The organism is Massilia sp. LC238 (assembly GCF_000735635.1).
GTDB classification, from domain to species: Bacteria; Pseudomonadota; Gammaproteobacteria; order Burkholderiales; family Burkholderiaceae_D; genus Telluria; species Telluria varians.
Genome location: NZ_JNNN01000053.1, coordinates 107,443 through 129,390, shown reverse-complemented (window position 1 = coordinate 129,390; position 21,948 = coordinate 107,443). Strand labels below are relative to the sequence as shown.

The following is a 21,948-nucleotide window of genomic DNA, read 5'->3' as shown; positions in this document are numbered from 1 at the left end:
GCCATGCAGATCACTGGTGAAATGATCATCGGCAGCCAGCTCGTCCGCGGTAGCGCGGGCGAGGTGAAAGCCTACAACCCGTCCACCCGCGGCGAGTTCGAGCCGGCCTTCGGCCAGGCGACCGGCGCCGACGTGGAGCGTGCCTGCGAACTCGCAGCCCAAGCCTTCGATCCGTACCGTTCACTGCCGCTGGAACAGCGCGCCCGCTTCCTGGAAGCGGTGGCGGAACAGATCCTGGCCATCGGATCAAGCCTGATCGAACGCGCCCAACAGGAAACCGGCCTGCCGCAAGCCCGCCTGGAAGGCGAGCGCATGCGCACCGTGACCCAGCTGCGCCTGTTCGCGAAAGTGGTGCGCGACGGCCGCTTCCTGGGCGCGACGATCGACAGCGCGCTGCCGGAACGTACTCCGCCGCGTCCCGACCTGCGCCTGGCCAAGATCGGCCTCGGCCCGGTCGTGGTCTTCGGCGCCAGTAACTTCCCGCTGGCCTTCTCGGTCGCGGGCGGCGATACCGCATCGGCACTGGCGGCAGGCTGCCCGGTCATCGTGAAAGCCCACGGCGCCCACCTCGGCACCTCGGAACTGGTCGGCCGCGCCGTCCAGCGCGCGGTGCAGGAGTGCGGCCTGCCGGAAGGCGTGTTCTCGATGATCTTCGGCGACGGCCGTACCATCGGCCAGCAGCTGGTCAGCCACCCGGCCATCAAGGCGGTCGGCTTCACCGGCTCGCGTGGCGGCGGCACCGCGCTGATGCGCACCGCGGCCGCACGTCCGGAACCGATCCCGGTCTACGCCGAGATGAGCAGCGTGAACCCGGTGTTCCTCCTGCCTGCGGCGCTGGAAGAGGGCGGTTCGCTTCTTGCGAACGGCTTCGTCGACTCGCTGACCCTGGGCGTAGGCCAGTTCTGCACCAACCCTGGCCTGGTGTTCGCGGTCAAGGGAGCGGCCCTTAGCGCCTTCACTGCGGCGGCCACCACGGCGCTGGCAGCCAAGGGCGCGGGTACCATGCTGACCGCCGGCATCCATGAAGCCTACAACAGCGGTATCGCACGCTTCGGCGCCGCCAAGGGCCTGCGCCTGGTCGCCCAGGGCGGTACCGAAGGCATCGGCTGCGCTGCGCAGGCTGCGCTGTACGAGGTCGATGCTGCGGACTTCATCGGCAACCCGGAGCTGCAGGACGAAATCTTCGGCCCGGCCGCGCTGGTGGTGCGTTTCGACAGCGAAGAGCAGATGCTGCAGGCAGCCGAACAGCTGCATGGCCAGCTGACCGCGACCGTGCACGTCAAGCCGGCCGACCATGCGCTGGCGGCGCGCCTGCTGCCGATCCTGGAACGCAAGGCGGGCCGGGTGCTGTTCAACGGCTTCCCGACCGGCGTCGAAGTGTCGCACGCGATGGTCCATGGTGGCCCTTTCCCGGCCACCAGCGACAGCCGCACCACCTCGGTGGGCGCGAGCGCGATCGACCGCTTCCTGCGGCCGGTGTGCTACCAGAACGTGCCGGAGGGCTTGCTGCCGGAGGCGCTTCGCGACGACAATCCACTGCGCCTTGCGCGCGTGCTGGATGGAGACCTGAAAGTCGCAGAGTAATGTGAGGGGGCGCAAGGTTCGACTTTGCGCCCCCTTTTCACCGATTGAAGCACCAGCCGGAGGAGACGCCGGCTGTTTCGTTTGAAAAGAACAGATCCCATGAATCAGCAAGTCATGAGCGCAAATGCGAAGCAACGCGCGGAGCAGGCCCCGGGGCTCACCTCGACGGTGGGCAAGTATCGCTGGACCATCTGCGCCCTCCTGTTCTTCGCCACCACCATCAACTACCTCGACCGCCAGGTCCTGAGCCTGCTGGCGCCGCTGCTTACCAAGGAATTCGGCTGGTCGAACACCGACTACGCCAACATCACGGCAGTCTTCCAGTTCGTCTACGCCATCTCGATGCTGTTCGCCGGCCGCGTGATCGACCGCCTCGGCACTAAGCGCGCCTTCGTCCTCGCCATCGTGGTCTGGTCGATCGGCGCCGTTGCGCACGCCTACGCCATCGGCATCGGCAATGCGGTCAACAGCGTGTTCACCACGCTCGGCCTGGCCGCGGTGCCGGTCTCGATCGTCGGTTTCATGGTGGGCCGCGCGGTGCTGGCGATCGGCGAGGCGGGCAACTTCCCGGCCGCGATCAAGGCCACCGCCGAGTACTTCCCCAAGCGCGAGCGTTCCTTCGCCACCGGCATCTTCAACTCCGGGGCCAACGTCGGCGCGATCCTGGCGCCCTTGACCGTGCCCCTGATCGCCGAGTACTGGGGCTGGCAGGCCGCCTTCATCGCGGTCGGCGCCATCGGCTTCGTCTGGATGGGCATCTGGATCTGGCTGTACGACACGCCGGATCGCCAGAAGCGCCTGAGCCCGGGCGAACTGGCTTACATCAACAGCGACAGCGCGCCTGCGGACGCGAACCCGGCCGCCGCAGCGGCCAAGCCGAAGGCATCGTGGTTCAAGCTGCTCGGCTACCGCCAGACCTGGGCTTTCGCCTTCGGCAAGTTCATGACCGACGGCGTGTGGTGGTTCTTCCTGTTCTGGCTGCCGAAGTACATGTCGGCCCAGTACGGCCTGACCGGCCCGGAGATGGTCCTGCCGTTGGCGGTCCTGTACAGCATGACGATGGTGGGCAGTATCGGTGGCGGCTGGCTGCCGACCTGGTTCATCGACCGCGGCCACAGCATCTACCAGGGCCGTATGCGCGCCATGTTCACCATCGCCCTGTTCCCGCTGGTGGTGCTGCTGGCCCAGCCGCTCGGCTACCTGGGCTTCTGGATCCCGGTGATCCTGATCGGCATCGGCGCCTCGGCGCACCAGGCCTGGTCGGCCAACCTGTTCACCACCGTGTCGGACATGTTCCCCAAGCACAGCGTCGGTTCGGTGGTCGGCATCGGCGGCATGGCCGGCGGCCTGGGCGGCGTGCTGCTCACCAAGCTGGGCGGCTGGCTGTTCGACTACTACGGCGCCCTGGGTCATCTGGAAACCGGCTACCTGATCATGTTCTCGATCTGCGCGCTGGCCTACCTGACGGCCTGGCTGGTGATGAAGGCCCTGGTGCCGGCACACCGCGAGATCACCGACCTGTAATGGCAGGCATGGAGATCGACCGTATCGAAGGCGTGCATTGCGCCACCGGCGAAAGCCCCACCTGGAACGCGGCCGAAGCTGCGTGGTACTGGGTGGACATCCCGGCACGCCGCGTCTGGCGCATGGACCACGCCACCGGCGCGCTGCGCCACTGGGAAGCGCCCGAGATGGTGGCCTGCATCGCAGGCGCCGTCGACGGCAGCCTGGTGGCCGGCATGGAAACCGGCATCCATCGCCTGGTCCTGGGCGAGGACGGCAAGGCCGAGGCCACGCGCCTGGCCGCGCCGTCCGCGCTTGAACTGGGCGAAGGCATGCGCTTCAACGATGGACGCTGCGACCGCCAGGGCCGTTTCTGGAGCGGCACCATGTTCATGGACATGGGCGCGGCGCGCGCGGTCGGCGGCCTGTACCGCTACAGCGCGGACGAAGGGCTGCACGGTCCGGTCGTGAGCGGCATGCTCACGCAGAACGGCCTGGCCTGGTCGCCCGACGGGCGCACCATGTACCTATCGGATTCGCATCCGCAACGCCGCACCGTGTGGGCCTTCGACTACGACGTCGAGCAGGGCATCCCGCACAACAAGCGCGTCTTCCTCGACCTGACCGGGCAGAAGGGCCGCCCGGACGGCGCCGCGGTCGATGCCGACGGCTGCTACTGGACCTGCGCCAACGACGGCGGCCTGGTGCAGCGCTTCACCCCGGATGGGAAGCTGGACCGCGAGATCGCGCTGCCGATGGCCAAGCCTTCGATGTGCGCCTTCGGCGGGCCGCAGCTCGATACCCTGCTGGTAACGTCGATCGACCCGGGCACGGGCGGCGAGGCCGGTTCGGTGGTGCTGCTGCGCCCGGGTGTGCAGGGCGTGGCGGAAACGCCGTTCGGCGCAAGCCGCGCCTGATTCGACCGCATTTGTCGACATCCTGGCCTCCACGCGCTAACCTGTACGGTTTCGTGTGGAGTGCTGAAAACATATGCAGGACAATAGGGAAGCGAAAGGCATCCTGCCACCGCTGCCGACGCCGGCGACGACGCCGGAAGACGCGGCAGCCAGGAAGCTGGCGCAGGAAGAGCGCGACGCCGCGGTACGCGGCGTCGTCTCGATCGCCGCGATGCGCCAGGCCGTCAAGGACCATGCGCGCGGCCTGCCGATCCCCTCCGAAGTGCCGCGCCTCAAGCGGCTGGACGCTGCAGCCTTCGCGGCGCGCGCCGCGCAAGGACTCCCCTTCATCATGACCGGCCTGGTCGATCGCTGGCCCCTGTGCAGCCTTACCCCGCGCGAGCTGCGCGAACGCTACGGCGATCTGCCGGTGCGCGCCCGCGTCGGCGACTACATCCGGCAACCCTTCCGGGCCGACCGCCCGATGCGCGACATGTCCTTGCGCGCCTACCTCGACCTCGAGCCCGAACGCATCCACGGCGCCGGCGAGCCGCCGCCCTATGTCGGCAACCTGGAACTGCGCGAGCTGAACCGCCTGTGCCACTGGCCGGCCTACTTTCGCAAGATGGGGCCGCCCCGTTTCTGGCTCGGCCCGGTAGGCACGATGACGCCCCTGCATTGCGACTTCGACGACAACATCTTCGCGCAAATCTGGGGCACCAAACGCATCTTCCTGGCGCCGCCCCACCACGATGCCTTCCTCTACGCGAACGAAGCCAATCCGGTCCTGTTCGGTTCACCCGTCGACCCGGAGGCGCCGGACTTCGACGCGTATCCGCTGGCGCGCCAGGCGGCCACGGTCGAGTGCATCGTCGCGCCGGGCGACCTGCTGTACGTGCCGGCCGGCTGGTTCCACCAGGTGCGGGCGCTGGAATTCTCGCTCTCCTCGAACCGCTGGGCGCGGGGCATACCGCTGGCGCTCGGGGCTAATGCACCGTGCGCGCGTACTGCGTGAAGTGCTCGGCGCTGAGCGCGTGCTGGTATAAAAAGCCCTGGTAGATGTAGCAGCCGGCGTCCGACAAGAACTGGCGCTGGCCGGGCGTCTCGACGCCTTCCGCGATCACCTGCAGGCCCAGGCTCTCGCCCAGCGCGATGATCGAGCGCACGATGGACGCGTCGTTCTGGTCGGTGAGCACATCGCGCATGAAGGACTGGTCGATTTTGAGCTGGTCGAGCGGCAGCTTGCGCAGGTAGGCCAGCGACGAGTAGCCGGTGCCGAAGTCGTCCAGGGAAAAGCTGATGCCGCGCTGCTTCAGGGTGGCCATGGTGTGCGCGGTGTGGGTGAAGTCGCTCACCACCAGGCTTTCGGTCAGCTCGAGCTTGAGGCTGGACGGCTGCACCCCGGTTTCTTCGAACACCTGCTGCAGCATCGGCACGAAGTCCGGCTCCATGAACTGGCCGGCGCTGACATTGACCGACATCGTCAGCCCGGCCGTGTCGGGAAAGCGCTGCCAGCGCGCCAGCTCGGCGCAGGCGGTGCGCAGCACCCAGCGCCCGATGTCGATGATCAGGCCGCTCTCTTCGGCGGCCTGGATGAACTCGGCCGGATACAGCAGCTGGCCGTCCGGCAGGCGCCAGCGCAACAGCGCTTCGGCGCCGATCACGCGGCTGCTGCGGTCGAGCTGCGGCTGGTAATGCAGCACGAACTCGTTGTCGCGCAGCGCGCGCCGCATCGCGCCTTCCAGCTCGGCCCGGGCCGACCACGCCGCCTGCACCGCCGGGTCGTGGAAGCGGTAGGTGTTGCGGCCGCAGGCCTTGGCCTGGTACATCGCGGCGTCGGCCTGGCGCAGCGTCGATTCGACCGTGTCCACGGTGCCGCACAAGGTGGTCACGCCGACGCTGACCGACACCGAATACATCATGTCGGCCAGCTGGAAGGGCGCAGCCATCGCGGCCACCACCTTGCTGGCCACCGTCTCGGCCTGGGCCGCCGCGCCCTCGCGCGTGTCTTCCACCGGCTGGATCAGGATCACGAATTCGTCGCCGCCCAGGCGCGCCACCATGTCGGCTTCGCGCACGCAGTGCTCGAGGCGGCGCGCCACCGCCTGCAGCAGCATGTCGCCGGCGGCGTGGCCCTGCGAGTCGTTCAGGTACTTGAACTTGTCGAGGTCGCAGAACATCAGGGCGCCGCACTTGCGCGTGCGGGCGCTGCCCAGCAGGGCGCGGCGCAGGTGGTCGAGCAGGCTGGCGCGGTTCGGCAGGTCGGTGAGCGCGTCGAAGAAGGCGAGGCGGTAGATCTTCGCTTCATTGTGCTTGCGCTCGCTGATGTCGGTGCTGATCACCAGGATCTTCTGCAGCGCGCCCGACTCGCGGTCGGCGGCCATCAGCGTCCAGCGGGTGTCGGTCTCGATGCAGACGCCGTCGCGCCGCAGGTGCGACAGCTCGCCCGTCCATTCGCCATTGGCGAGCGTGTTCTCGTAGGCCGCATGGTAGGCCCGCTGTTCCCCGCACAGCATGTCGGAAAACTTCTTGCCGCGCGCTTCGAGGGCGCTCCAGCCGTACAGCCGTTCGGCGCCGTTGTTCCAGTAGGTGATGCGCGAATTCAGGTCCATCGCAATGATGGCGTCGCGCGCCTGCTGCAGGTAGGAGGCCTGTTCCTGCACCAGCATGTTGGCATTGCGCAGCTCGGTGTAGTCGAACATGAAGCCTTCAAGGATCTCGCCTCGCCCCTGAGGCGGTGCGGCCCCTTGTTCATATACCCATCTGGTTTCGCCGTTGGCGCAGCGGATGCGGTAGGTCAGCTTGAAGGAGCGCCCCTGCTGCAGCGCCAGGGCGACGCCGCGTTCGGCGCCGGCGCGGTCGCCCGGATGGATCAAGCTGGCGAAGTTCAGTCCGGAGCGCGCCAGGAAGGCGGCGGCAGGATAACCGGTCAGCTTTTCCACCCCGTCGCTGATGAACTCCATGGTCCAGTCGGCGTCGTACCGGCAGCGGTAGGCAACGCCAGGCAGGTTCTGGAGCAGCAGCTCGAGCGACAACGCACGGGCGTCGCTGAGAGCAGGCGATTGCGGTCCGTCAAGAGCGCTCATCCGGCCTCGCACATGGTCTGAGTTACCGCTAGTTCTGGTTATAAGAATCCGGTAACTATCCTAGCGCAAATTTGCACCGTATTGACGTAGCGCGATTGAAACTAGAAAAGAATTGTTGTAACTCGGCCAGTGCGAGAGGGAAAAAGCGCGCCACCGGCCGGCGGCGCGCCTGGCGGGTCAGAACGCGGCGATGCCGGTCTGTGCACGGCCGAGGATCAGCGCGTGGATGTCGTGGGTGCCTTCGTAGGTGTTGACCACTTCGAGGTTGACCATGTGGCGCACGATGCCGAACTCGTCCGAGATACCGTTACCACCGAGCATGTCACGTGCCGTACGGGCAATATCGAGTGCCTTGCCGCAGGAGTTGCGCTTCATGATCGAGGTGATCTCGACGGCGGCAGTGCTTTCGTCCTTCATGCGGCCCAGGCGCAGGCAGCCTTGCAGGCCGAGGGTGATTTCGGTCTGCATGTCGGCCAGCTTCTTCTGCACCAGCTGGTTGGCGGCGAGCGGCTTGCCGAACTGCTTGCGGTCCAGCGCGTACTGGCGCGCCGTGTGCCAGCAGTCTTCGGCCGCGCCGAGCGCGCCCCAGGCGATGCCGTAGCGCGCCGAGTTCAGGCAGGTGAACGGGCCCTTCAGGCCGCGCACGTCCGGGAAGGCGTTTTCTTCCGGGCAGAACACCTCGTCCATGACGATCTCGCCGGTGACCGAGGCGCGCAGGCCGAACTTGCCGTGGATGGCGGGAGCGCTCAAGCCCTTCCAGCCCTTTTCCAGCACGAAGCCGCGGATCGCGCCTTCGTCGTCCTTGGCCCAGACCACGAACACATCGGCGACCGGCGAGTTGGTGATCCACATCTTGGAACCGCTCAGCGAATAGCCGCCCTCGACCTTGCGGGCGCGGGTGACCATCGAGGCCGGGTCGGAGCCGTGGTTCGGCTCGGTCAGGCCGAAGCAGCCGATCCATTCGCCGGTGGCCAGTTTCGGCAGGTATTTCTGTTTGGTTTCCTCATTGCCGAACTCAAAGATCGGCACCATCACCAGCGAGGACTGCACGCTCATCATCGAGCGGTAGCCGGAGTCGACGCGCTCGACTTCGCGCGCGATCAGGCCATACGAGACGTAGTTCAGGCCCGGGCCGCCGTATTGTTCCGGGATGGTCGGGCCGAGCAGGCCGAGTTCGCCCATTTCGCGGAAGATCGCGTTGTCCATGCGCTCGTGGCGGAAAGCCTCGAGGATGCGCGGCTTGAGCTTGTCCTGGCAGTAGCTCGCCGCAGCCTCGCGCACCATGCGTTCTTCATCGGTGAGCTGGCTGTTCAACAGCAGGGGGTCGTCCCAGTGGAAGGCGGCTTTGCGGGGCGAATCGGAATGGCTCATGGATCTTCCTGTCTCGATAGGTTCTTGTACGAGGCGCACGCCAGTCTGAAGGCCACGCCATGGCTTGACCATTATAAGAATGGTGCGCCGCCGTATCTTTTGAATCTGCGACAAGCATTTTCATTTTTGCTCGGTCGGAAATTCGAGCGCTGACGATAGCGGATTATTGTGTAAATGATACTGCTTGTGCCAGGCCGGCATTGCGTAGACGCAGCATGTCGCGTGTCGGCGCCGAGCCGAAATGGCGAGCATATTCACGGCTGAACTGCGAGGGGCTGGCATAGCCGACACGCTGGGAAGCAAGCCCGGCATCCATGCCGCTCGACAACATCAGGCGGCGTGCTTCCTGCAGGCGCAGGGTCTTCTGGAACTGCAGCGGGCTCATCGAGGTCAGCGACTTGAAGTGCTCATGCAGGGAGGAGGGACTCATGTGCGCCAGCTCGGCCATGTCGTCGATGCGGACAGGCCGGTCGTAATTCCGGCGGATCCAGTCCACTACCTTGCCGATACGGTGCGATTCGACGCGGCCGAGCTGGGCCAGGCGGGCGCCAAAGGGGCCGCGCAAGAGGCGCAGCATGATCTCGTCGATGGCCAGCGGCGCCAGCAGGGCGGCATCCTCGGGCTGGCCGGCCAGCGCCATCAAACGCGCCGCGGCGTCGACGATGGCCTCGCCCGCCTGCGCCACGTACACGGCACGCCTGTCGCGAACGGCCGGCACACCTTCCGGATAGGCCTTCAGGATCAGTTCCGCCAGCCGTTGCTGGTCGAAATCGAGCCGGAAGGACAGGTAGGGCGCGGCCACGCTGGCTTGCCTGATCATGGCGGCGATCGGCAGGTCCAGCGAAAAGATCATCATGCGCGAGGGATCGTATTCGTAGGACTCTTCGCCCAGCATGACCGTCTTGGCGCCCTGCGCAACGATGCACAGGGCAGGGCGGTGCAGGCCATGCACCAGTTCCGCGCTGGTGGTCGAAGCGCGGATGGCATGTACGCCCGGAATGCAGGTCTCGAAGGAACCGTCCTGCGGCGCATTGGCAAGCAGCAGCCGCGCCAAGCGCGCAAGCGCAGGCATGGCCGGCTGCTGGGGCGGCTCGCTTGTCTGGACACCGGCAAGGATGGGGAGCTGGTCGGGCGAGTTCATGGCGCTATCGATCGCAGGATACCACCAGCGCCGGTGCAGTGCTCAGGCATCGTGGTCCGTCGAGCGCGACAGTCCAGCCAGTTGGTTCAACTCGACGAGTCGGGCATCGATCGCGGTTTGTGCCATGGCGAGTGCATCACTGCCTGCAAGGAACTGCTTCGGCGGATTGTCCATCCCGGCCAGGTGCACCACCAGCTTGGCGAGCTTGGCTGGATCGCCCAGCTGCTTGCCGTGGTAGGCGCCATAAGCGTTCTCGACCGAGCCGTAGGCCGCATAATCGTCGATCAGCTTCTGGCCGTAGCGCACCGAGCTCTGGTCGAGGAAATCGGTACGGAAGAAGCCCGGCTCGACAGTGCTCACCTTGATGCCGAACTTGGCCAACTCCAGCCCGAGCGAAGAGGACAGGCCTTCGATCGCGTACTTGGTAGCGCAGTAGACCGAGGCGCCGTCGAAGCCGGTGACGCCGGCGATCGAGCTGATGTTGACGACGTGGCCCGCGCGCTGGCGGCGCAACACCGGCAGGGCGGCACGCAGCACGTGCATCACGCCGAATACATTGACCGTGAACTGCTGTTCGATGTCGGCCGGGGACAGCTCCTCGAAGTTGCCCAGCAGCCCATAGGCGGCGTTGTTGACGAGCACGTCGATGCGGCCGAAGCGGGCGACGGCGGCCTCGATGGCGACCGTGGCTTGCGTTTCCTTGGCGACGTCGAGTTCGACCAGTTCGACCTGCTCCGAATCGACCGAGGCGAAGGTGGATGTCAGCTGTGCAAGGCTGCGAGCCGCCGCAACAACGCGGTCGCCATTCGCGATAGCTGCATGGGCAATTTCCGCACCGATGCCGCGGCCGGCGCCCGTAATGAACCAGACTTTGGACATGATCTCTTCTCCATGATATGCCGCTTGACGCGGCGTTAAGGTGAAGAGAATGGTAGGGCGCGGGACCCGGCGGGATTTGCCTAAAAATCCGGAGAGCTGGCGTGATCCTCGCCAGCTGCACTGGATCTTAAATGGTCGCCCTAGCCGGTTGCACCGAATCGTCCGCCATGGAACAGCAGCGCCGATTGCGGATGCACGGCGCATTCCTCGACTTCGCCCACGAAGATGACGTGGTCGCCTTCCGGATAGCGGCTGCGGTTGTGGCATTCGAACCAGGCCGAGACGCCCTTCAGGATCGGCAGGCCGGTGCGCGACAGTTCGTACTCGACGCCGGTGAAGGGATCGTCGATGCTGCGGCGCGAAAAGCGCAGCGCCAGGTCCTGCTGGCCCGCGCCCAGCACGTTGATGACGTAATGCGAGTTGCCGCTGAAGATGGGCAGGCTGTTGGCGCCGGCGCCCAGGCTCCACAGGACGAGCGGGGGCTCGAGCGAGACCGAGTTGAAGGAACTGGCGGTCAGGCCGCGGAAAGAGCCGTCGGCAAGGCGCGTGGTGATGATGGTGACACCGGTGGCGAATTGCGACAGGGCGTGGCGAAAATGCGCCGAGTCGAAACCGCGCGTCGTGGCACGGGGAGAGCGTGTATTCATTGGATCGCCATTATGCCACTGTCGGGCGGCCGGCCGGGTATTGATCCCGAGCGCACTGCATGAAAGTGCGCTTTGCGTTACATTAAGAACTATCGAATCTGACGAAATAGCAAAGGTGCGTGCAATGAGCGAACAAAGCGGGAGGGAGGTAGCCATCCTGGGTGGCGGATGCTTCTGGTGCCTGGAAGCGGTCTACCTGGAAGCGCGCGGCGTGACGCGCGTGGAATCGGGCTACATGGGCGGCCACGTCGCCAATCCGAGCTACGAACAAGTGTGCGCGGGCACGACCGGCCACGCCGAGGTGGTGCGGCTCGAGTTCGACCCAACGGTGATCAGCTACCGCGACATCCTCGAGATCTTCTTCACGATCCATGATCCGACCACGCCTGACCGCCAGGGCAACGATGTCGGCCCGCAATACCGCTCGGTGATCTTCACCACCTCGCCGGAGCAGGAGGCGACGGCGCGCAAGGTGATGGCCGAGATGGCGGCGGTATGGGATGCGCCGATCGTGACCCAGCTGTTGCCCCAGGAGACCTGGTACAAGGCCGAGGACTATCACCAGAATTATTTTGCGCAGCATCCGCTGCAGGGCTACTGCGCCTTCGTGGTGGCGCCGAAGGTGGCGAAGTTCCGCAAGACCTTCAGCGAGCGGCTCAAGTAGCGTACATGTACTTGCGCGACCACGGCAACTGCTCGACCTCTCCATCCGCCTTCCCGCACACGATCTGGTACAGGCTGATCCTCCCGTGCGCGAAGGCGTAGGCGCAGCCCGCCAGGTAGACGTGCCAGATGCGGAAGCGCTTCTCGTCCGTCAGCGTCCGGATATGCTCGGCATTGCCTTCGAAATTGTCGGTCCAGATCGCGCAGGTCTTCGCGTAGTGGCGCCGCAGGTTTTCCACGTCGCGCACCTCCAGCCCGCCTTCCTGCATCGCCCGCACCACCGTGGCCAGGTGGGCCAGCTCGCCGTGCGGGAACACGTATTGGTCGATGAATTCGCCGCCGCCGTAGGGCGTGGCACTGTTGTCGACATTGGTGGTCGTGATGCCGTGGTTCATCACTATGCCCCCCGGGGCCAGCAGCCGGTTCACGCGTGAAAAATATTCCGGCAGGTGCTGCACGCCGACGTGTTCGAACATGCCGACGCTGGTAATGCGCTCGAAGCTGCCGTCGACGTCGCGGTAGTCCTGCAGGCGAATCTCGACCTGTCCCTGCAACCCGGCATGTTCGACCCGCTCGCGCGCAAGCCGGGCCTGGTTCTCGGACAGCGTCACGCCGACGCAGCGCGCGCCGAAGGCCTGGGCCGCGCGCAGCACCAGCGCACCCCAGCCGCAGCCGATGTCGAGCAAGGTCTGTCCGGGCCGCAGGTCGATCTTGCGCAGGATGTGGTCGATTTTCTTTTGCTGGGCCGTGGCCAGGTCTTCGTCGCCGTTCTCGAAGTAGGCGCAGGAATACACCATGGCCGGGTCGAGCCAGGCCGCGTAGAAATCGTTGGAAACGTCGTAGTGGTAGCGGATCGCTTCGGCATCGCTCTCGCGCGTGTGCGGGACCGCGCGGCGCAGCATGTCGCCTAGGCGGCTGCGTCCCTTGTCCAGGCTGGCCGCCAGCGCGTTGCCGACGTTGATGATGTCGGCCGCCCGTCCCTTGATGTCGATCGCTCCCTCGACGTAGGCCCGCCCCAGGTTGTACAGCGAGGGCGAGCGCAGGTAGCGCAGGGCGGAACGGTCGGGGACGCGGATGGTCACCCGTGCCGGCTCGGAGGAAAACTCGAGTTGGCGGCCATCCCACAGTTCCACCCGCAAGGGCAGCGACAGCTTGTCACGCAGGCCTGCACTCCAGGCCGACAATACCATTTGCTCGAACACGCTCACCTCCGGCATAGGTGGCCGGCGTGCCGCGCAGATGCGAGCTCGCGCTGCGGCCGGCCTAGGGTTGCAAACGCAGGCGGGTCCAGCTGCCGTCTTCCTGACGCTCGTAGACGATGCGGTCGTGGAAGCGGGAGCGGCGCCCCTGCCAGAATTCCAGGCGCTCGGGCACGAGGCGGAAACCGCCCCAGTTGCCCGGACGCGCCGGATCATCTCCAGCTTGCCGTGCTACGGCTTCGTAGTTCTGTTCCAGCTCAGCGCGGCTGCCGATTGGAGCGCTTTGACGAGAGGCGATGGCCGACAAACGGCTTTTCAGCGGCCGGCTGCGGAAATACCGGTCGCTTTCTTCGTTTGAGGTGCGCTCTACACGTCCTTCGATGCGCACCTGGCGTTCGAGTTCGCTCCAAAAGAACAACAAAGCGGCGTATTGATTATCCTCCAACTCGTGGCCTTTGCGGCTGTCGTAGTTGGTGTACCAGGTGAAGCCGCGTTCGTCGAACTGCTTCACCAGCACGATGCGCGAACTCGGGCGGCCGTTGGCGGCCACCGTGGCCACCGACATGGCGTTCGGCTCGTTCACCTCGGCCTTCAGCGCCTGCTCGAACCATTGCGTGAACTGGAGCATCGGGTCGTCCATCACTTCGTTCTCGTTCAGGCTGGCCTGGCCGTAATCCTTGCGCAGGTCGGCGACGGCCTGGCCGATGGCCGGGGCAGGGGAGGTTTCTCCGATGCCGCGGCGCGCCTGCATCGCCTTGCCCAGCTGGGCCATCTGTTCCGGGCTGAACAGGCGCAGGGCCATCGGCGCCATCGTGCCCTCCTCGCGTTCCATGTGGGAAAGATAGCGCTGGCTGAAACGCTGCACCGCGCTGGCCGACAGCACCGTGGACTGGCCTTCGGCGATCGCGGTCAGTTGCTCGTGCAAATCCTGCCAGATCGCGTCCATGTCCTTGTGGTCCTGCAGGATCACCGGCGCCAGCGCCTGCAGGGTGGCGGCGTCCTCGCCTTGCGCCACGGCGCGCAGCATCGGGATCAGGTCCTGTTCCTCGTCGTCGTGGTGCAGGTGGGCCGCCTTCTCGAAGTATTTCAGCACCGCTGCCGCGGCCTGGCGCGCCTGTTCGTCGGCGCCGAATTCCGGCAGGTGGGCGAGCAGCTTGTCGAGGGTCGCCAGCTGCTTGCGGATGCGGTCATGGCAGTGCTTGAGGACGGCGATCGGCTGGTCGAAATCGGGGGCGGTGTCGTGGAGGTTGAGAGTCATGGGGCGTTTTGTTGACACACGAGAAGAATTTGGTTGACTAGAAGCTATTTTAGTGCAGATGCGCAATCGAGGTCCGTTAAAATGGCGGGATGAACCTGACCGATACCCCTACTCTTGCAGCTACCCTGGACGACGAAGTCGACTTTGCGCGCCGCTTCGGCGGGATCGCGCGCCTCTATGGCGAGCGTGCCCTCGAACGCTTCCGTGCGGCGCACGTTTGCGTGATCGGTGTCGGCGGCGTCGGTTCCTGGATCGTCGAGGCGCTGGCCCGCAGCGCCGTCGGCCACCTGACCCTGATCGACCTCGACAACGTGGCCGAATCGAATATCAACCGCCAGCTCCAGGCGCTCAGCTCGACCATCGGGATGCCGAAGATCGAGGCGCTCAAGGAACGCATCGCGCAGATCAACCCGTTTTGCAAGGTCACCCTGGTCGAGGACTTCATCGACCCGGAGAACATCGAGACGATGATCGCCGGTAAGGGTTTTGACTACGTGGTCGATGCCATCGACGGCGTCAAGTCGAAGGCGGCCCTGATCGCTTACTGCAGCGCCAGGAAGCTGCCCCTCATCGTCATTGGCGGCGCCGGCGGCCAGACCGACCCGACGAAGATCGAAGTGCGCGACCTGGCCCGCACCGAGCAGGAACCGCTGCTGAAGAAAGTGCGCAAGATCCTGCGCGCCCAGTACGGCTTCGCCAAGGGTGAAAAGAACAAGTACCACATCGATGCCGTGTTCTCGATGGAGCCGCTGCGCTACCCGGATGCCGGCGATGCCTGCGCGATCGATGCAAACAGCGTCACCGGCCTGAACTGCGCCGGATTCGGCTCGAGCATGGTGGTCACGGCCACCTTCGGCATGGTGGCGGCCGGCCACCTGCTGCGCAAGCTGGCCGATGCGGCGAACGCCGAGCCGGTGGACGCGCCCGATGTTGTTGCTCAAGCGCAAACTGTGCAAGCCGAAGCGGCCTTGCTATCATAGGATCAGTTATTGATCACTTTGATGGAAGAACCCACATGATCCGTCGTACCGCATTCGCAGCACTGCTGCTGGCCGCCGCTGCCGGCGCCACCGCACAGGACAGCGCCACCCAGCAACAGGACGCGTCCAAGCCCACCACCCAGCCTGCGCCGGAGCAGCAGAACGTCCCGCAGGCGACCCAGCCGCAGACGGTCCAGCCGCAGGCCGAGCCGGTCGTGCCGGCCGCGCCCACCCCGCAGGTCGAGATCATCGACCGCGTGGTCGGCAAGGGCAAGGAAGCCAGTGTCGGCAGCAAGGTCCTGGTCCACTACACCGGCTGGCTGCACAAGCCGCTCGCGCCCAAGCAGCGCGGCAAGAAGTTCGACTCCTCGCTCGACCGTGGCGACCCGCTCGAGTTCCAGCTCGGCGCCGGCATGGTCATCAAGGGCTGGGAGCAGGGCGTGCAGGGCATGAAGGTGGGCGGCAAGCGCACCCTGGTCATCCCGAGCGCGCTGGCCTACGGCAAGCGCGGCGCCGGCGGCATGATTCCGCCCGACGCCGACCTGATCTTCGACGTGGAACTGGTGAACGTCAAGTAAAGTCAAATCCAACGATAAACGGGAGACCGGCATGCGCATTGCGAACGACGTTACTGAACTGATCGGCAACACCCCCCTCGTACGAATCCGCAGGCTGGCCCCGAATGGCGGCGCCGAGATCCTCGGCAAGCTGGAATACCACAACCCCGCGCACAGCGTGAAGGACCGCATCGGCCTGGCCATGATCGAGGCCGCCGAGCGGGCCGGCATGATCAAGCCCGACACCGTCATCGTCGAACCCACCAGCGGCAACACCGGCATCGCGCTTGCGATGGTGTGCGCCGCGCGCGGCTACCGCTGCAAGCTGGTGATGCCCGAGACCATGAGCAACGAGCGGCGCATGCTGCTGCGCGCCTATGGGGCCGAGCTGGTGCTCACGCCGGGCAGCGAGGGTATGCTGGGCGCGATCCGCCGCGCCGAGGAACTGGTGGCCGCCGATCCGAACTGCTTCATGCCGCAGCAGTTCAACAATCCAGCCAACCCGGAAATCCACCGCAACACCACCGCCGAGGAAATCTGGCGCGACACCGACGGCCGGGTCGACATCCTGGTGGCCGGCGTCGGCACCGGCGGCACCATCACCGGCGTGAGCGAAGTCATCAAGGCACGTAAACCCGGCTTCCAGGCCATCGCCGTGGAGCCGGAAGCCTCGCCCATGCTGTCGAAAGGGACCAAGGGACCGCACCCGATCCAGGGCATCGGCGCCGGCTTCGTGCCGGCAGTGCTCAACACCGGCGTCTACGACGAAGTGATCACCGTGAAGAACGAGGATGCCTTCGAGACGGCGCGCGCCGCGGCGCGCGAAGAGGGGCTGCTGGTGGGGATTTCGTCGGGCGCCGCCTTGTGGGCGGCGGTGCAGGTGGCGCAGCGGCCGGAGAACGCCGGGAAGCTGATCGTGACCATCATTCCCTCGTTCGGCGAGCGCTACCTGAGTACGGCGCTGTACGCCAACCTCGCCGGTTAAGGCTCGCCGGCCCGGCTGCACTCAGTGCGCATGGGCATGGTCATGATCATGTTCGTGGTCATGACCATGATGATCGCCCAGCGCACAACCATGATGCGTCGTCCCTTCCTCCACCTGCAGCGTGCAGTGGTGGATCCCGAAGTCGCTGCGCAGCTTGTCCACCATCTCGTCCAGCACCCGGTCCCCCGGATATCCGCCCGGCATCACCACGTGCGCCGTCAGCGCGTTCTCGGTCGTGCTGATCGCCCAGATGTGCAGGTCGTGCACTTCCTTCACGCCCGGCTGGTTGCACAGGAAGTCGCGCACCGCGTTCGCATCCACGCCGGGCGGCACCGCCGCCATCGACAGCAGCACCGATTCGCGCAGCAGCGACCAGGTGCCGACCACGATCACGACCACGATCGCCAGGCTCACCGCCGGATCGACCCAGGTCCAGCCGGTGCCCATGATGAGCAGGCCCGAAATCACCACGCCCAGCGACAGCGCGGCGTCGGCCGCCATGTGCAGGTAGGCGCCGCGCAGGTTCAGGTCGCTCTTGCTGCCGGCCATGAACAGCCAGGCCGAGAAGCCGTTGATCAGAACGCCGATCCCCGCGACGATCGACACCGTCATGCCCTGTACCGGCGCCGGTTCGGTGAAGCGCTGCACCGCTTCCAGGGCGATGGCGCCGCAGGCCACCATCAGGAGCAGGCCGTTGCCCAGCGCCGCCAGGATCGAGGAGCCGCGCAGGCCGTAGGTGTAGCGGTGCGTCGGCGCGCGCTTCGCCAGCGCCGCCGCGCCCCAGGCCAGCACCAGGCCGAGCACGTCGGACAGGTTGTGGCCGGCGTCCGCCATCAGCGCGGTGGAGTGGGCGATGAAGCCGTAGGTGAATTCGATGGCCACGAACAGCGCGTTGAGGCCGATGGCCAGCGCAAAGGCGCGCTCGTGCCCGGCCGGATCGGGCATGTGGTGATGGTGGTGGCCAAAACCATGGTGGTGGCCATGATCGTGGTCGTGATCATGGTGGTCGTGCGTGTGGGTGGTGCTCATGCGTCCATTCCGTTGATTGGTTCGGCGATGTGTTCAAACATGTTGGCGAGCAGGCTGCTGATGTGGGCATCGGCAGCCGAGTAGAAGACCTGCTTGCCCTGGCGCTCGGCCTTGACGATGCGGGCCGCGCGCAGCAGGCGCAGGTGGTGGCTGACCAGCGAACTGGACAAATCGAGCGAGGCGGCGATGTCGCCCACCGCGGTCGGCTGCGCCAGGCAGGCCAGCACGATGCGCAGGCGGGTGGCGTCGCCGAGCAGGTGGAACAGGTCGGCCAGTTCTTCGACGGCGCCGGCCGCGTGTTCGAATTCGGTAGGTGTAGTCATGTTTAACATGTGAAGATTTGTTCACATGTTAGGCGAAATGCTCGTGACCGGCAAGCAGTACGGCCGCTGAAAATTGATGCGATTGCGCAATGACTTGTCGGATCAGTCCGGTATGTTGGCCGATGTACTTTTATTTTCAGACCGTCCGCCGAGGATCGCGGACTTACCGACGAATAGCTTTCCCACATGACCACGATACTGGCGGAACAAATTGCCGTCGAGCTTGCCCGTTTTTCAAGCACGACAAGGCTCTATGAGCTGAGCATCGACGGCAGCAGCGCTGGCCTCGGTACGAAAGAGCTGTTGGTCGAGGCTTTCCTGGCCGATGACGCCTTGAACGAGCTCGATGTCCGAGACCTCATTGTCGTGTCGACCAATGCCTACCTAGAGCTGGAAAAACTGCTGGGACAGTCGGCGAGCCTGCAGATTGCCTTGGCCAACGGTAGCCGCACCAGCTTTACTGGAGAGATCAGCGAAGTAGCAATGCTTGGGAGCGACGGTGGCCTTGCCCGCTATCTGGTGCGCATCTCGCCATGGCTATGGCGTCTTGGCCAGGTACGCAACAGCCGCGTGTGGCAGGACAAGACCGTGATCGGGATTGTCGACTCGGTGTTTGAGGCTTATCTGCCGCTGGCGCGGTGGCGCTGGAGCGATGAGATTTCGTTTTTGATGGCAGGCACCGCGCCGCGCAGCTACTGCTGCCAGTACCGTGAATCCGACCTCGATTTCATACGCAGGATTCTGGCAGAAGAGGGAATCAACTGGCGCTTCGAGCAGACCGACCAAGGACCTGCGATGCTCCTGTTCGCTGACAGCACCGGCGCGGACGCGGTGCCGGAGGACCATAGCAGCGAAATCGATGGCGGGATCCGCTATCACGGCGCCAGTGCCGTCGAACATCAGGACACAGTGCAATCTCTGGTTGCGCAACGCCGCCTTCATGCTTCGCTCGCCACAGTGCTGAGTTATGACTACAAGGCCAGGCAGATAGTAGCTGCAAATTCGCCTACCCGTCTTTCCATTCATTGCAGCTTGCCTGGCTTGGAAACCTACGATGCGCCCGGCCAATACGCGTTCGAAGACCGGCGCCATGCCCAAGGCCACGCCGACCTGCGGATGGAAGGTCAGGAAGCGCGCAGCCACCTATGGCATGGCCGTTCGACAGTCCGTACCCTGCGTCCTGGGACGCGTCTCACCATCACCGGTGCTCCGCTGCAAGAACTTGGTGAGTCACCGGGGTTTACCGTGTTGCGCGTGACGAGCATGGGCGTCAATAACCTGCCCCCGCCGGCACAGCACGCGCTGGCAGAATTATTTGGTTCCATTCCTGAATTGCTGCAGGAGTGCAGGTGCGCGAATGCGCCTGATGACCTGGCGCTCGCCGTCGGCCGGGCTGTCGAATCAGGGTATGCCAATTGCTTCGAGGCAGTCCCGGCAGCGTTGCCGTGGCGCCCTTGGCTGCCAGGCAGCGTCAATGGTGCTGAGCCGAAACCGACTGCCATGGGTGCGCAGAGCGCCGTCGTCATCGGCCCTGATGGCAACGACGAGCCAAACGGCGCGGACGAACTGTATTGCGACCGGCTGGGCCGGATACGCATTCGCTTTCACTGGCAGGACAGCGGCGATGCGAGCTGCTGGGTTCGGGTCGCCCAGCGGGCGGCCGGCGGCGGCGTGGGCAGCCAGTTCTTGCCGCGCATTGGGCAGGAAGTGCTGGTGCAATTCCTGGAAAACGATATCGACCGGCCGATTGTCGTGGGCGCCCTGTACAACGGACAAGGCGAGGGTGGAATTGCGCCGACGCCAGGAGGCAGGATGAACCGAGGGAACGACGAGACCTGCTTTGGGCATGCCAATGATCACGCGGCCTCCGCGCAAGGCAACCTGGCTGGCGCTCACAGTCCGGTATGGCACGGCGCCTCGGGCGACAATGGCGGCCACCGGAATACGGCCGCACAGTGGGGCGTGCGCAGCAAGGAATTCGGCGGCTCGGGCTACAACCAACTGGTGTTCGATGACACCGATGCGCAGGGTCGCATTCAGCTCAAGTGCACCCATGTTACGGCGGAACTGAGTCTTGGGCATCTGATCCATTCAGCCGACAACTACCGCGGCAGCGTCCGCGGCCTAGGCGCCGGACTGCATACCGATGCATATGGCGCTGTGCGGGCGGCTGGGTTGCTGGTGACGAGTTACGGTGCCACACATGACTCAGCCCGTAGAGAACCTGCTGGCGAGAACAAGGGGGGCCTTGGCGTTTTACGTCAGGCAGTCTCCCTAGCCGCAAGCTTTCATTCAGCCGCGACAACGCATCAGGCGGTGGGTTTCGCTTCGCATAAAGGAGCCATGACGGCCCATACGAGCGTGCTGGACAATAAGAACGCCCCGCTCGAGGCGATGCTGACTTCGGTGTCGGGCATGGTTGGCAGCGACAGCCTGGACCGTGCCAGGACAGACGCGGCTGCCAGGACCACGAATGACGGTGACGGCAAGTTGCCGCATGCGAGCGACCCGATCATGACGTTTGCGGCGAACGACGACTTCAGCGCGATGGCAGGGCAGAGCTTTCAGTTGGCGAATGGCGAAACGCTTTCTGTGTTGAGCGGACAAGATGTCCAATTTGTCGACGGTGGACAGTCGCGTTTGCATACGGGCCAGGCCATCGGCGCTTTGGCGGGCGCCGTCAAAGGCCTTGGTCTGCAGATGATCGCCGCCGCGGACGCCATCGATATTCAGTCACAGGCGGACGGTATCGCAGTGCAGGCGCGGGACGAGGTGACGCTCACCAGTGTCAGTGCGCGCATCGACCTGGCCGCAGCAAAAAGGCTCAGCCTGTCGACAGCGGGCGGGGCAAATATCACGATCGAAGGCGGAAACATCACGCTCCAGTGTCCCGGCAAGCTCACCGCACATGCCGGAAAGAAGAGTTTCTCCGATCCGGCGAAGCTGGATTTCGAGATGCCGGCACTGCCACGCAGTATCTGCATTGCCTGCCTCAAGAAATCATTGGCTGCGGCCCCCGCCTTCACGATGGTGGAATGACATGTTCATCGATGCGTTTTCCATTCAATGGCTGGACGATCTGCATGCACGTGCGGCGCAGCTGGCTCCGGCTGATCGACTGTATGTCCTGGTCGACGGCGCATTCGTTCCTGGCTTGCACAAGAAGCTCGCAAGCGAACGCAAAGCCATTCTGTTTGCTTTGCTCCCGGGCTGTTCGGAAGAAGCGGGGAACGCGTCGCCATTCCTCACACCGTTTGACCCTGCGGACAAGACATTGAAGGCATTGCTGCAGCGCTGCGACCGCTGGCCAATGCTCAGCGTAATTGCCACCCCGGAACCCCTTGGGCAACTGGCTCGCCGCTTGGCTGCATGGTGTGTCATCGAAAGCGACGGCCAGGTTTTCAATTTCAGATTTCCGGATACGCGGCGCCTGCCGGCCATTGTCGACGTGCTCAATCCGATACAGCGCGCCCAGTTCCTTGGTCCGGCGACGGGCTGGACCTACATCGGGCGGGATGGTTGCTGGCAACCGCTTTCAGTCGAGAGTTCAAGTGAGTGCGCCGCTGATAAGCCGGTGCTGGATGAAGGTCAGTTCGCAGTCCTGGCTGGAGATAGCCATGCCGATGAGTTGATGGCCTTGCTGGGTGACCGCGGGCATGAAGTCTATAACCGTCCTTCGAGAACGCATGCGCTGCTCAGCGCAGCATCAGGCGCTGCACGGAAGGCAGGTATGGGCGATCACAGTCTGATCGAATGGTGCGAATGGTTCTGGAAGCAGGATCTCTTATGTGAAGCAGCAGCCGTAGCCAACATGCTGCAGACCTGGCGAAGGACATCATCATGAGGA

Annotated in this window: 19 protein-coding genes; 10 read left to right on the top strand and 9 right to left on the bottom strand. The window is 65.0% G+C overall.

All coding sequences use genetic code 11. The features are described 5' to 3' along the window. Window positions 1–3: 3 nt before the first annotated feature. The 4 genes from FG94_RS14915 (at window position 4) to FG94_RS14900 (ending at window position 4,998) form a co-directional block, all read left to right on the top strand. Window positions 4–1,584, top strand: a complete 1,581-nt coding sequence (locus tag FG94_RS14915; protein ID WP_036213114.1) for an aldehyde dehydrogenase (NADP(+)) — start codon at window positions 4–6, stop codon at window positions 1,582–1,584. 99 nt (window positions 1,585–1,683) lie between these two features. Beyond that, on the top strand, window positions 1,684–3,108 hold the full coding sequence (locus tag FG94_RS14910; protein ID WP_152570993.1) for an MFS transporter: 1,425 nt from the start codon (window positions 1,684–1,686) through the stop codon (window positions 3,106–3,108). Window positions 3,109–3,116: 8 nt separating this feature from the next. After that, window positions 3,117–4,004 (top strand): SMP-30/gluconolactonase/LRE family protein, encoded by an 888-nt coding sequence (locus tag FG94_RS14905; protein ID WP_200879985.1) that lies wholly within the window; start codon window positions 3,117–3,119, stop codon window positions 4,002–4,004. 73 nt (window positions 4,005–4,077) lie between these two features. After that, window positions 4,078–4,998, top strand: coding sequence for a cupin-like domain-containing protein (locus FG94_RS14900; protein WP_036213109.1), 921 nt, complete (start codon window positions 4,078–4,080; stop codon window positions 4,996–4,998). On the opposite strand, the gene FG94_RS14895 is transcribed toward FG94_RS14900, so the two are convergent. From FG94_RS14895 to FG94_RS14875, 5 genes are all read right to left on the bottom strand, one after another. Beyond that, window positions 4,970–7,069, bottom strand: a complete 2,100-nt coding sequence (locus FG94_RS14895; RefSeq protein ID WP_229445954.1) for a bifunctional diguanylate cyclase/phosphodiesterase — start codon at window positions 7,067–7,069, stop codon at window positions 4,970–4,972. The two genes, FG94_RS14900 and FG94_RS14895, sit on opposite strands and share 29 nt — an antisense overlap. Window positions 7,070–7,246: 177 nt before the next feature. Then, entirely contained in the window at window positions 7,247–8,440 is a 1,194-nt protein-coding gene (locus FG94_RS14890; RefSeq protein WP_036213107.1) for an acyl-CoA dehydrogenase, read from the bottom strand. Window positions 8,441–8,603: 163 nt separating this feature from the next. Beyond that, window positions 8,604–9,581, bottom strand: a complete 978-nt coding sequence (locus tag FG94_RS14885; protein ID WP_200879981.1) for an AraC family transcriptional regulator — start codon at window positions 9,579–9,581, stop codon at window positions 8,604–8,606. Between the two features lie 42 nt (window positions 9,582–9,623). Beyond that, window positions 9,624–10,460, bottom strand: a complete 837-nt coding sequence (locus FG94_RS14880) for an SDR family NAD(P)-dependent oxidoreductase (RefSeq protein WP_036213105.1) — start codon at window positions 10,458–10,460, stop codon at window positions 9,624–9,626. A gap of 140 nt (window positions 10,461–10,600) precedes the next feature. Then, a complete protein-coding gene (locus FG94_RS14875) occupies window positions 10,601–11,107 on the bottom strand; it encodes a flavin reductase family protein (protein ID WP_036213102.1) in 507 nt (168 codons plus the stop codon). Between the two features lie 124 nt (window positions 11,108–11,231). On the opposite strand from FG94_RS14875, the gene msrA reads away from it, so the two are divergent. Further along, a complete protein-coding gene (gene msrA, locus FG94_RS14870) occupies window positions 11,232–11,771 on the top strand; it encodes a peptide-methionine (S)-S-oxide reductase MsrA (protein ID WP_036213099.1) in 540 nt (179 codons plus the stop codon). Here the strand turns inward: msrA and FG94_RS14865 are convergent. Then, window positions 11,764–12,972 (bottom strand): cyclopropane-fatty-acyl-phospholipid synthase family protein, encoded by a 1,209-nt coding sequence (locus FG94_RS14865; protein ID WP_036213506.1) that lies wholly within the window; start codon window positions 12,970–12,972, stop codon window positions 11,764–11,766. The two genes, msrA and FG94_RS14865, sit on opposite strands and share 8 nt — an antisense overlap. A 61-nt stretch (window positions 12,973–13,033) precedes the next feature. After that, complete coding sequence (gene pdxH, locus FG94_RS14860; protein WP_036213096.1) at window positions 13,034–14,227, bottom strand: pyridoxamine 5'-phosphate oxidase; 1,194 nt, start codon at window positions 14,225–14,227, stop codon at window positions 13,034–13,036. 89 nt (window positions 14,228–14,316) lie between these two features. Here pdxH and tcdA point away from each other — a divergent pair, with 89 nt between their 5' ends. Genes tcdA through cysK form a run of 3 tightly spaced genes read left to right on the top strand, consistent with a single transcriptional unit; the run spans window position 14,317 to window position 16,749 of the window. Further along, window positions 14,317–15,207 carry a tRNA cyclic N6-threonylcarbamoyladenosine(37) synthase TcdA gene (gene tcdA / locus FG94_RS14855; protein WP_036213093.1) on the top strand — a complete coding sequence of 297 codons (891 nt, stop codon included), beginning with the start codon at window positions 14,317–14,319 and terminating at the stop codon, window positions 15,205–15,207. A 35-nt stretch (window positions 15,208–15,242) separates the two neighbouring features. Next, window positions 15,243–15,785, top strand: coding sequence for an FKBP-type peptidyl-prolyl cis-trans isomerase (locus FG94_RS14850; RefSeq protein WP_027865485.1), 543 nt, complete (start codon window positions 15,243–15,245; stop codon window positions 15,783–15,785). A 31-nt stretch (window positions 15,786–15,816) separates the two neighbouring features. Next, window positions 15,817–16,749: a cysteine synthase A gene (gene cysK / locus FG94_RS14845; RefSeq protein ID WP_036213091.1), complete on the top strand. Its 933-nt coding sequence runs from the start codon at window positions 15,817–15,819 to the stop codon at window positions 16,747–16,749. Window positions 16,750–16,770: 21 nt separating this feature from the next. Here cysK and FG94_RS14840 read toward each other — a convergent pair whose 3' ends face one another. Both FG94_RS14840 and FG94_RS14835 read right to left on the bottom strand, forming a co-directional pair. Continuing rightward, window positions 16,771–17,778, bottom strand: a complete 1,008-nt coding sequence (locus FG94_RS14840) for a cation diffusion facilitator family transporter (RefSeq protein WP_036213088.1) — start codon at window positions 17,776–17,778, stop codon at window positions 16,771–16,773. Beyond that, a complete protein-coding gene (locus FG94_RS14835) occupies window positions 17,775–18,101 on the bottom strand; it encodes a helix-turn-helix transcriptional regulator (protein ID WP_036213087.1) in 327 nt (108 codons plus the stop codon). Before FG94_RS14835 ends, FG94_RS14840 begins: the two co-directional genes overlap by 4 nt. Window positions 18,102–18,287: 186 nt before the next feature. On the opposite strand from FG94_RS14835, the gene FG94_RS14830 reads away from it, so the two are divergent. Beyond that, window positions 18,288–21,140 (top strand): type VI secretion system Vgr family protein, encoded by a 2,853-nt coding sequence (locus FG94_RS14830; protein WP_036213084.1) that lies wholly within the window; start codon window positions 18,288–18,290, stop codon window positions 21,138–21,140. A gap of 1 nt (window position 21,141) precedes the next feature. Next, window positions 21,142–21,945 carry a DUF4123 domain-containing protein gene (locus FG94_RS26065; RefSeq protein ID WP_051996726.1) on the top strand — a complete coding sequence of 268 codons (804 nt, stop codon included), beginning with the start codon at window positions 21,142–21,144 and terminating at the stop codon, window positions 21,943–21,945. The last annotated feature ends 3 nt before the right edge of the window (window positions 21,946–21,948 follow it).

Coding starts and splice junctions, on each gene's coding strand:
- FG94_RS14915 (WP_036213114.1), top strand. CDS start 4: ATGCAGATCACTGGTGAAATGATCATCGGCAGCCAGCTCGTCCGCGGT.
- FG94_RS14910 (WP_152570993.1), top strand. CDS start 1,684: ATGAATCAGCAAGTCATGAGCGCAAATGCGAAGCAACGCGCGGAGCAG.
- FG94_RS14905 (WP_200879985.1), top strand. CDS start 3,117: ATGGAGATCGACCGTATCGAAGGCGTGCATTGCGCCACCGGCGAAAGC.
- FG94_RS14900 (WP_036213109.1), top strand. CDS start 4,078: ATGCAGGACAATAGGGAAGCGAAAGGCATCCTGCCACCGCTGCCGACG.
- FG94_RS14895 (WP_229445954.1), bottom strand. CDS start 7,069: ATGAGCGCTCTTGACGGACCGCAATCGCCTGCTCTCAGCGACGCCCGT.
- FG94_RS14890 (WP_036213107.1), bottom strand. CDS start 8,440: ATGAGCCATTCCGATTCGCCCCGCAAAGCCGCCTTCCACTGGGACGAC.
- FG94_RS14885 (WP_200879981.1), bottom strand. CDS start 9,581: ATGAACTCGCCCGACCAGCTCCCCATCCTTGCCGGTGTCCAGACAAGC.
- FG94_RS14880 (WP_036213105.1), bottom strand. CDS start 10,460: ATGTCCAAAGTCTGGTTCATTACGGGCGCCGGCCGCGGCATCGGTGCG.
- FG94_RS14875 (WP_036213102.1), bottom strand. CDS start 11,107: ATGAATACACGCTCTCCCCGTGCCACGACGCGCGGTTTCGACTCGGCG.
- msrA (WP_036213099.1), top strand. CDS start 11,232: ATGAGCGAACAAAGCGGGAGGGAGGTAGCCATCCTGGGTGGCGGATGC.
- pdxH (WP_036213096.1), bottom strand. CDS start 14,227: ATGACTCTCAACCTCCACGACACCGCCCCCGATTTCGACCAGCCGATC.
- tcdA (WP_036213093.1), top strand. CDS start 14,317: ATGAACCTGACCGATACCCCTACTCTTGCAGCTACCCTGGACGACGAA.
- FG94_RS14850 (WP_027865485.1), top strand. CDS start 15,243: ATGATCCGTCGTACCGCATTCGCAGCACTGCTGCTGGCCGCCGCTGCC.
- cysK (WP_036213091.1), top strand. CDS start 15,817: ATGCGCATTGCGAACGACGTTACTGAACTGATCGGCAACACCCCCCTC.
- FG94_RS14840 (WP_036213088.1), bottom strand. CDS start 17,778: ATGAGCACCACCCACACGCACGACCACCATGATCACGACCACGATCAT.
- FG94_RS14835 (WP_036213087.1), bottom strand. CDS start 18,101: ATGACTACACCTACCGAATTCGAACACGCGGCCGGCGCCGTCGAAGAA.
- FG94_RS14830 (WP_036213084.1), top strand. CDS start 18,288: ATGACCACGATACTGGCGGAACAAATTGCCGTCGAGCTTGCCCGTTTT.
- FG94_RS26065 (WP_051996726.1), top strand. CDS start 21,142: ATGTTCATCGATGCGTTTTCCATTCAATGGCTGGACGATCTGCATGCA.